At 50.9% G+C, this 7881-nt stretch carries 6 protein-coding genes and 5 pseudogenes; 4 read left to right on the plus strand and 7 right to left on the minus strand.

The annotated features are described in order from the left end of the window. Positions 1–220: 220 nt before the first annotated feature. Positions 221–379: pseudogene (locus SJI19_RS06945) on the plus strand (SDR family oxidoreductase); the annotation flags it as partial. Positions 380–736: 357 nt separating this feature from the next. On the opposite strand, the gene SJI19_RS06950 reads toward SJI19_RS06945, so the two are convergent. Further along, entirely contained in the window at positions 737–1594 is an 858-nt protein-coding gene (locus SJI19_RS06950; RefSeq protein ID WP_323477527.1) for an alpha/beta hydrolase, read from the minus strand. A 133-nt stretch (positions 1595–1727) separates the two neighbouring features. Here SJI19_RS06950 and SJI19_RS06955 point away from each other — a divergent pair, with 133 nt between their 5' ends. Both SJI19_RS06955 and SJI19_RS06960 read left to right on the plus strand, forming a co-directional pair. After that, entirely contained in the window at positions 1728–2102 is a 375-nt protein-coding gene (locus SJI19_RS06955; RefSeq protein ID WP_323477528.1) for a winged helix-turn-helix transcriptional regulator, read from the plus strand. Positions 2103–2255: 153 nt separating this feature from the next. After that, positions 2256–2348: pseudogene (locus SJI19_RS06960) on the plus strand (transposase domain-containing protein); the annotation flags it as partial. Positions 2349–2494: 146 nt separating this feature from the next. Here SJI19_RS06960 and yjjJ read toward each other — a convergent pair. The 5 genes and pseudogenes from yjjJ to SJI19_RS06980 all read right to left on the minus strand — a co-directional run bounded on the left by yjjJ (position 2495) and on the right by SJI19_RS06980 (position 5823). Continuing rightward, positions 2495–3799, minus strand: coding sequence for a type II toxin-antitoxin system HipA family toxin YjjJ (yjjJ, locus tag SJI19_RS06965; RefSeq protein ID WP_323477529.1), 1305 nt, complete (start codon positions 3797–3799; stop codon positions 2495–2497). 496 nt (positions 3800–4295) lie between these two features. Continuing rightward, positions 4296–4472 (minus strand): annotated as a pseudogene (locus tag SJI19_RS24805) (IS110 family transposase); the annotation flags it as partial. Positions 4473–4703: 231 nt separating this feature from the next. Further along, positions 4704–4961: pseudogene (locus tag SJI19_RS06970) on the minus strand (helix-turn-helix domain-containing protein); the annotation flags it as partial. Positions 4962–5008: 47 nt separating this feature from the next. Further along, positions 5009–5299, minus strand: coding sequence for a transposase (locus tag SJI19_RS06975; RefSeq protein WP_323477530.1), 291 nt, complete (start codon positions 5297–5299; stop codon positions 5009–5011). A 125-nt stretch (positions 5300–5424) separates the two neighbouring features. Next, positions 5425–5823: a 4-oxalocrotonate tautomerase gene (locus SJI19_RS06980; protein WP_323477531.1), complete on the minus strand. Its 399-nt coding sequence runs from the start codon at positions 5821–5823 to the stop codon at positions 5425–5427. 102 nt (positions 5824–5925) lie between these two features. On the opposite strand from SJI19_RS06980, the gene SJI19_RS06985 reads away from it, so the two are divergent. After that, a complete protein-coding gene (locus tag SJI19_RS06985; RefSeq protein ID WP_323477532.1) occupies positions 5926–6810 on the plus strand; it encodes a LysR family transcriptional regulator in 885 nt (294 codons plus the stop codon). Between the two features lie 222 nt (positions 6811–7032). On the opposite strand, the pseudogene SJI19_RS06990 reads toward SJI19_RS06985, so the two are convergent. Continuing rightward, a pseudogene (locus SJI19_RS06990) lies at positions 7033–7881 on the minus strand (IS3 family transposase); the annotation flags it as partial.

Raw genomic sequence — 7881 nt, forward strand, 5'->3', positions numbered from 1 at the left:
TCTTCTTTAACCTTGCTGAAGAAGGTGAATGGTCGTTCCGGAAGACCGCGAACGTGTTATTTCCGGTCGCGGCCGGACATTTCTTTATTACCTGCTCTGTTCATTTCATCTCAGATAATGTCGAACCGTCCTGCCATCCTTTCAGAGTAGTCCTGCATCGCAGTGCGGATATGTTCGCAGAGCAGCCGCACGCGCTTCGTCTGTCGTGTCTCACTGTGGGTCAGCAGCCTTTCGTAAACAGGCTGCAGCCATGGTACCTCTCGGGCGTTTAGGACAGCCGGATGAACTGGCCGCTGCCGCTCTTTTTCTTGCATCAGACGACAGCAGTTTTTCCACCGGAACCGATCTGGTGGTCGATGGCGGCATGACACAGTTTTAAGGAGAGTCATCAATGAAACGACTGGCAGGAAAAACGGCGATTGTTACTTTTATTAACGTAAAATCAATTTATTACAGAAGGTTGTGCGTCTATTTCATTAACGCCTAATAGTAGATTACTGAAGGTAATTCAATACGGTTTGGGTCGTACTTAATTAACCGTGTCCGTTTTTGTCGGGGTAACGCCAATGTTCGTGTACCCGCTGACAACCGATGGGTGAGTATTGAGATTGTGAATGAGCGACAGACGGTTTTTCATGATCCGGGGGCGTCCCGCCGTTGAACGACGACGTCAGCGCTTTCGCTAACGGGTGTCAATGTGGTCATCGCCCCTTACCGACATCATTATTGGGCGAACCTACTTCGGCAAGCTCTGGACGAACTGGTCCAACACACGGTTGAACTTTATCGGATCGTCGACGAACAGCGCGTGTCCATCGCCGTCGAACCGTGCCAACCGAACCTTGTCGCCAAGCTTCGCTTTCAGGTAGTCGGCGTTCACCTGCATCGCCGGCTCATACATAAAAAGCATGGGATGATTGATTCTGGAGAAGGCTTTCGAAAAATCCGTCACCGCGAGCATATTGTCAATCAGCGTAACCATAGTGTCGGTGGGAACCACCATCGTTGAACGCATGAGTTTTTGTAAGTATTTTTCCGGCACCGGCTTATTGAACATACTTCGCACAAATATATCGGCATGTTTACGGCGATCTTGTTGAAGTTGGACAGTCCATGCCTGCATGAGTGAAACCAGCTTTGGATTTTTGTTGGCCGGAATCAATCCATCCACCAGCACCAAACCGCTGATATTGTCTTCGCCGAATTGTTCGACATAGCTCAGTAGTTCACCACATCCCATAGACCAGCCGATGAGCACTGGTTGCTTTAACCCAAGCTGATCCACGAGCTGTTTATAGTCGCGGGCACGAGACTCAGGCAGATGCCCATACGCCGGTTTGTCGCTTTCGCCCTGCGAGCGCGGATCAACAGCAATCACCCGGTACTTTTTAGAGAGGGTGTCGATTTGCTTCTGCCAGATCCAGGCCGGCATTGTCCATCCCGGAATGAAGACCAACGGTCTGCCTTGCCCTGCCTCAATATAATGGATATGCACGCCATCGGCGGTTTTAATAAACCCGCTCTGCGTTGTCTGGGCCATTGCGCCCGGCCCGGTCAAAATACACATCAGTGATAGAATGAGTATAAATCTCATTTTTTTTCCTTAAGATAATGCCGCCGGCGAGTGCCGCCGCATTGCAATGAATGGGTCCGCTCGGTACCATAGCCTCCTTGTTGAAAAGAGGGAAGAACCCACTTTTAAGTGGTTAACTCACTAATAGGTAAGCATGACTGCAAAAAGAAGCGCCCCGAAGGATGCCAGTTATCGCGAAGTTTGCGCCGACCGTTTGGGAGACGCGCTCCGCTGTATCGACGGCCGTTGGAAGATGCCTATCCTTGCCCATCTTTGTGAGGGCAAAACCATGAGATTTTCAGACCTTGAGCGGGCGATTCCCCAAGCTTCGCAGAAAATGCTGACGCAACACCTGCGGGAACTGGAACAGGATGGGATCGTGGTACGAACGGTATACCCAGAAGTGCCGCCAAAAGTCGAGTATTGCCTGACCGACATAGGGAAAGCACTAACACCGGTGTTTCTGTCCCTGCTTGATTGGTCACAAGCGCGGGATATGCAGGCAGAAACGCCGTCAACAAAAAGTTAGCCGGTTCACCCGAACGTCAGATTGTACGCAGGCATAAAGCAGAAATTGAGGACATTTTGGCCGATCACCGCGCATACATAATACCTGACGACCCGACGCGGTTGCGCACTGTTGCGCTGCTCCCCTCTGATTAATCCATCGCCAGGCTAGTAATTGAACGAAGTAGAGCCGGAGTCTTATCTGCGCCATGTGCTGGCGACTATCGCGGATCACCCCATCAACAAGATCAACGATCTTCTGTCGTAAAACCCCACGGTTCCTGCTGAATAAGCATCAATACGGTTCTACGTTGACGCTTGCGTATTACCTGAAGTTACAACGTTTATATACCCGCACGCTTTGGATTAGATTAGCCTGAAAAATGAGAGGGTCAGTAAAGTTGAATCCGCTTTTTATCCTAGGCGGGCGATACGTGATCTGGCCTCATCAATGTGGTGGTGTAATGCCTCAACGCATGGGGCGAAATGAGCGGAGAAGCGGTCGCAACGGCTGGCTATGACAAGGAAGTTTTCAGCCAAGTCCAGTGCTTCCCGCCAGGTATCCGGGTTGATCACTTCCGGCAGTGACGCCGGTCTAAGTTCGTTTGAGATTGCGCCACCCGCTCTGGGGGCGAACCCCATGGGCAGAATGTCGTATGCCGGCGCGAGGTGATAGGGGCGGCCATGGCTACTGATGAACGACAGGTTGCCGGCGTGCATGTCGGTATTGCCGATCAGCATCCCGAATGCCCAAAGTCGAGCTGTACCGATGAGGGCCTCAGGATGAACATGTCCCCCCGTAACAAGTTTATTGACCAGAACCGGCCACGAGGCTCTGGCATTGCCGACAAACTCCGCATCAAGTGCCCGCAGTGAAAAGACGCCGATACGACCCAGTTGGCCAACACGGTCGAATCGGGGGACCTCGAGGAATCGCTGGCCACCGAAATCAAACACCTCTGTCTCCACACCAAGCACCCTCAGCGCCAGGTGTTCAGCCAACAGAAGGTCACGCCAGCGTTCGCTGATCGGGTTATCGTCCGGAGCAGAGAATTTCACTAACACATGGCCACGTTCTGTATAGGTGCAGAACTTCGGTTGCTCACCTCCTGCAGATGACCCTGGTACCTCGCCAGCGCCAACCGCCAGCGCCAGTGCGGGGTACGCCGTGGCGCGCGCAACTGGGGTGGGTTCTGGCATCGCCAAAAAATGGTTCCGTGCCTGCGCCCCTATCAGCAGGTTGCCGATGGCATCATGGCCATGTGTGAGCAACGCTCTAACGACATCCGCGTCTGCCCATTGCTCGGGATTCGCTTCCAAGCCGAGCTCGGCGGCATACGTTGATGCGTAGGCTCGCCCGAGATACCCCTGTGGTCGCATATCAAACAGCCACCACGGCAGCCCGTCGCTATGGAGACTCACGTTGTTGGCCTGCACCATAACAAATCCGTCCGGACGAACCGGTATGAGCTCGCCAAGATGTTTAACATGCCCTTCATCGGTGATGCGGTAAATGGGCGCGGACCTGAATCCTCGATGGGCATCTCGTAGGGCATGTTGAATATATGGACCCGCTCCGATTCGAACGACGTCATCACCAAGAGCTCTCAATTCCCGGGAAATTGTTGGCTGACTAACTCCTAATATTTCAATTAGTTGTCTAGATGTCATCGGCCCCTGGCTGAGCAACAGGCGTATCCTGTCGGAACGAATAGGCATTGTGTTAAACCATTTAATGAATAGATAAATGAATAGGTATTTTAGCAATAAAATTGTAATCAGTCACTCCCCAGCAGGGCGCAGCCTTAACGACCCGGCTCGGTGTCTATAATTATGCAATGAGTATAAACCGGATAATTACGTCCACTCATACACCTTCAGGGCCAGAACAGCCTTCGCTTGTTTGAACGCCAGTCGCGACAAAATGACCAGCAACTACGACTTGGTGCAGGAACAGAGCGGAATATTCGCGGGTCAGAGCGGCGTTGATGTGAGGGTGGGTTATCACTCGCCGCGGGTAAAAACCCTCGGGACATGTGAACGCTGAGTTTCAGTGACACTCTTGATCAGGTTGATTTTAAAACAGATCACCAGCGTGGGGTATAAGTACTGGCGGAAGGGGAGAATTGTTTTTTGTTGTACGGGCTGTTAACGCACGGCAATGTTAATAGGTTTGTAGTATCTGCCTCACGCCCTGAGACACTCGACAAGCTTTTTATGCCTTCAGCAAAGGCGAATTTCGTTCCTGAAGTGCCTTTAAGTATTGCACTTCGTCGTAACAGTTTCTGGTCTTCCAACAGCGGTAAATTATCCTTATCCATTTAAACGCCAGGGGCTGCTGATAGCAGCGTTCACGCAACACTGTCCGTTCCATCAGCGCCGCTGCCCACTCGCCGCTTTCTTCCCCATAGACTTCTTGGCCCACGATCTTTCGGCTGTAGATATCCATCACCAGATACAGGTAATACCAAAGACCTTTCACCACCGACGGCAGGAAGGTAATATCCCAGGTGTAGACCTGATTCGGGCCCGTCGCTTTCCAGGTCGTCACAGGACGGGCCTGGTGACTGGTCTGTTGCCGCCCTCGGCGATGTACCTCGCCGTGGCGCCGCAGCACCCGGTAAAAAGTCGATTCACTGGCCAGATAAATCCCTTCATCCGCCAGGCGCGGCACGATCTGCGACGGCGGTAGGCTGGCATAGCCTGGTCGATGACATACCGCCAGTATCTGCTGCTCTTCCTCTGCCGTTAACCGGTTGTCAGGCGTGGGTCTGATGGCACCAGGCCGTCCATCTTCCGCATGCTTCTGCCATCGCCGCCAGCTCCGTTCGCTCAGATTGATTTCCTTCAGCGCGACTAATAGCCTGGCACCATTGGCCATAGCCTCTCGCACATAGCCGATAAGCGTTTGGCGCTCGAGGGCTGGCGTCAGTCGTCCCCGTCCGCTTCCCCGTAATAATCCCGCAACCGCTTTCGCAGAACCAGTATCGCTGCCGCCTCCGCCAGAGCTTTTTCCTTACGGATCAGTTCTTTTTTTAACTGCTTGTTTTCTTTCTGGACCTGCTTGAGTGCCGCACGGTCATCCACCGGCGGCACCTGTAAAAAAGCCTGTTTCCACTGAGCAATTTGCTCTGGATATAAGCCTTTTTTTCGGCAGTACGCCGCGATGTCGGTCTCACTGAGTGTGGCGGTTTTACGCTCCGGTGAAATGCGTTTCATATTGTGTCCCCATGACCTCATTAGAATTTTTGATGGGGGGTGACATGTATGCTGACACTAGGGGAGTCTCTTGCTCAAATCAGGTAGCATGACTCAACAGCGGATACATCGCGTTTCTTTGCCTGTTACATTTCAGCTTGTTGATGGCGCCATTCCTGCGTGCGTCCCCCATAACCATACGCAGCGGCTCGCGCATCAATTAAATGGATGTAGCTTGCTTCATGCAAATCCCCTCGAAAGTTAGCTAATGCCTGATACAGTTCGCGGACAAAGCGGGATTTTTCAGATTTAGTATTGGTTTCGTCAGTTATGCTTATGTCTAAATGGAATGCGCTGCCCCCACTCTGGGAAAGCGGCTTCCCCCCAATAAACCATTGGTCGTCATCGATAAATGTTACTGTAGTTGCCATCACGCTCCGCTCTTTTTTCAGGATATCAGCGGTTAAATCCTGAATAACTTCAATGGCTTTATGCATTAAGTCGACATCTTTATTTCCAGATAACTGCAGAACAATATGAGGCATATAATCTCTCCATCAGTGAATGTAGGCTGATTATCATTCTTGCTCATTCCGTTGAAAAGCGGGAAGATAAGATGATATCCACCGGAAAAACCGATAGAAAAAATGAATACATTTGATTTGGAGCACCTGCAAAGTTTTGTGACTGCCGTTGAGGCGGGCAGTGTCACTGCGGCAGCACCGCTGCGTTGCCTCTCACAATCAGCCTTAAGCGAGCAACTTCGTAAACTTGAAATTCGTACGGGGCAGATATTGTTAACCCGCAGTAAAAGTGGCGTAGTTCCCACCCTAGCGGGTGAGCGGTTATTGACTCATGCCAGATGTCTGCTGGACATGGCACAGAGCGCCTGGCAAGATCTTCAGGGCATTAACCTGTCAGGTGAAGTCAGTATCGGTATGACAGATTATTGTCGGCCCGGCATAACTATCGATGTAATGGCGCGTTTAAGCCGTCTTTACCCACATTTGCGTCTGCGCACTCGGGGTGGCACAAGTGCGGATATTTCCGCTGCGTGGCAACGAGGCGAGTTGGATTTGGCGATAGTGATGAGAATTTCTGGCGGTGGTATTCACATTAAGACTGGAAGAGAAAAAGTGTTGTTTCGCGAACCTCTGCGATGGGTAGAAGCCGTGAAGGGCACTCAACAAAATATATCCGCTCCGGTTTCACTGGCTTTGTTATCCGAAGGCTGCACGCTGCATAAGGTGGTCTGTCAAACATTAAAAAAACATCACCGACCTTATGTTATACGTCATATTGCGTCCGGTGTGCGCGGTTTACAAGAATCCATTACCGCGGGACTCGGGATCGGCTGCCTAAACCTTTCCGCTATTCATCCCACAGAGATGTCCTCTCCCACAGCGTTAGCATTGCCGGACCTGCCTGATGCTGAATTTGTGCTCTACAGTCGGGATTTAAATGATGCAACCAAGCTACGCACCTGCGAGTCGTTCAGCCAGATCCTTGTGCAAATGCTGAGTCAAAAATAATTATTTTGTCCGAAAGATAGAACGCCGTTATGTTACTGACTGGCGTGATTCCACGAAATTTTACTGCCAGATACTCGGCTTGAATTGCTTATATAAACGACCGGAAGAAAGCTTCTGTTATCTAAAATCAGGGGAAACAGAACTCATGCTCGATCAGGTCTCTGGGGAGAGGTATGTGCGATTCACGACCTGTGATCCTACCCAGCAATAACAGACACAGCCCTAAGCGAGGTTCTTTCGTTCATATTGTTCCGGGCTTAGCCAACCATTAGCACTGTGCCGACGGTAGCGGTTATAGTCAATTTCAATATAACTGAACACCGCGTCTTTCATTATTTGTCTGCTGGGAAATTGTTCTCCGTGGATTAACTCAACCTTCAGGCTATGGAAAAAACGTTCAGCACAGGTATTATCATAACAACATCCTTTCGCGCTCATGCTTGGCTTTAACTTGTTTTCTTTCAATATATTGCGGTAATCTTGTGAACAATATTGACTACCACGATCACTGTGGACAATGATGCCTTGCGGTTTTTGCCTTCGTTTTAGTGCCATTTGCAATGCATCACAGGCCAGTTTTGCCGTCACCCGTTCTGACATTGACCAGCCCACCACTGCGCGTGAATAAAGATCTATAATAACAGCTAGATACAGCCAGCCTTCCTCTGTCCAAAGCTAAGTTATATCCCCGACCCACTTCTGGTTCGGCTTTGTAGCGGTAAAATGCTGGTTAAGCAGGTTTGGTGCCACCGGCAAGCTATGACTGCTGTTTGTCGTCGCTTTAAAACGTCGTGCTGCCCGTGCTTTCAACCCTTGGCGACGCAGACTGTCCGCAACCGTTTTACGGTTCCAGCAGAAACCTGCATCACGTAAGTCCAGAGTGAGTCTTGGCGCGCCATAACGCTGTTTGGCTCGATTAAAAGCAGTAAGAACATGCATATCGCGGGCTTGCCGTGCCTGTTGGCGAGGCGATGATTCACCTTGACGTGCCAGCCAAGCATAAAAACCACTGCGAGAAGCATGCAGCACACGCGCCATGCTTTTTACTCTGAATATTGCCTGATGATCTTG

This window comes from Acerihabitans sp. TG2, from assembly GCF_035013185.1.
In the GTDB taxonomy this organism is placed as follows: Bacteria; Pseudomonadota; Gammaproteobacteria; order Enterobacterales; family Enterobacteriaceae; genus Acerihabitans.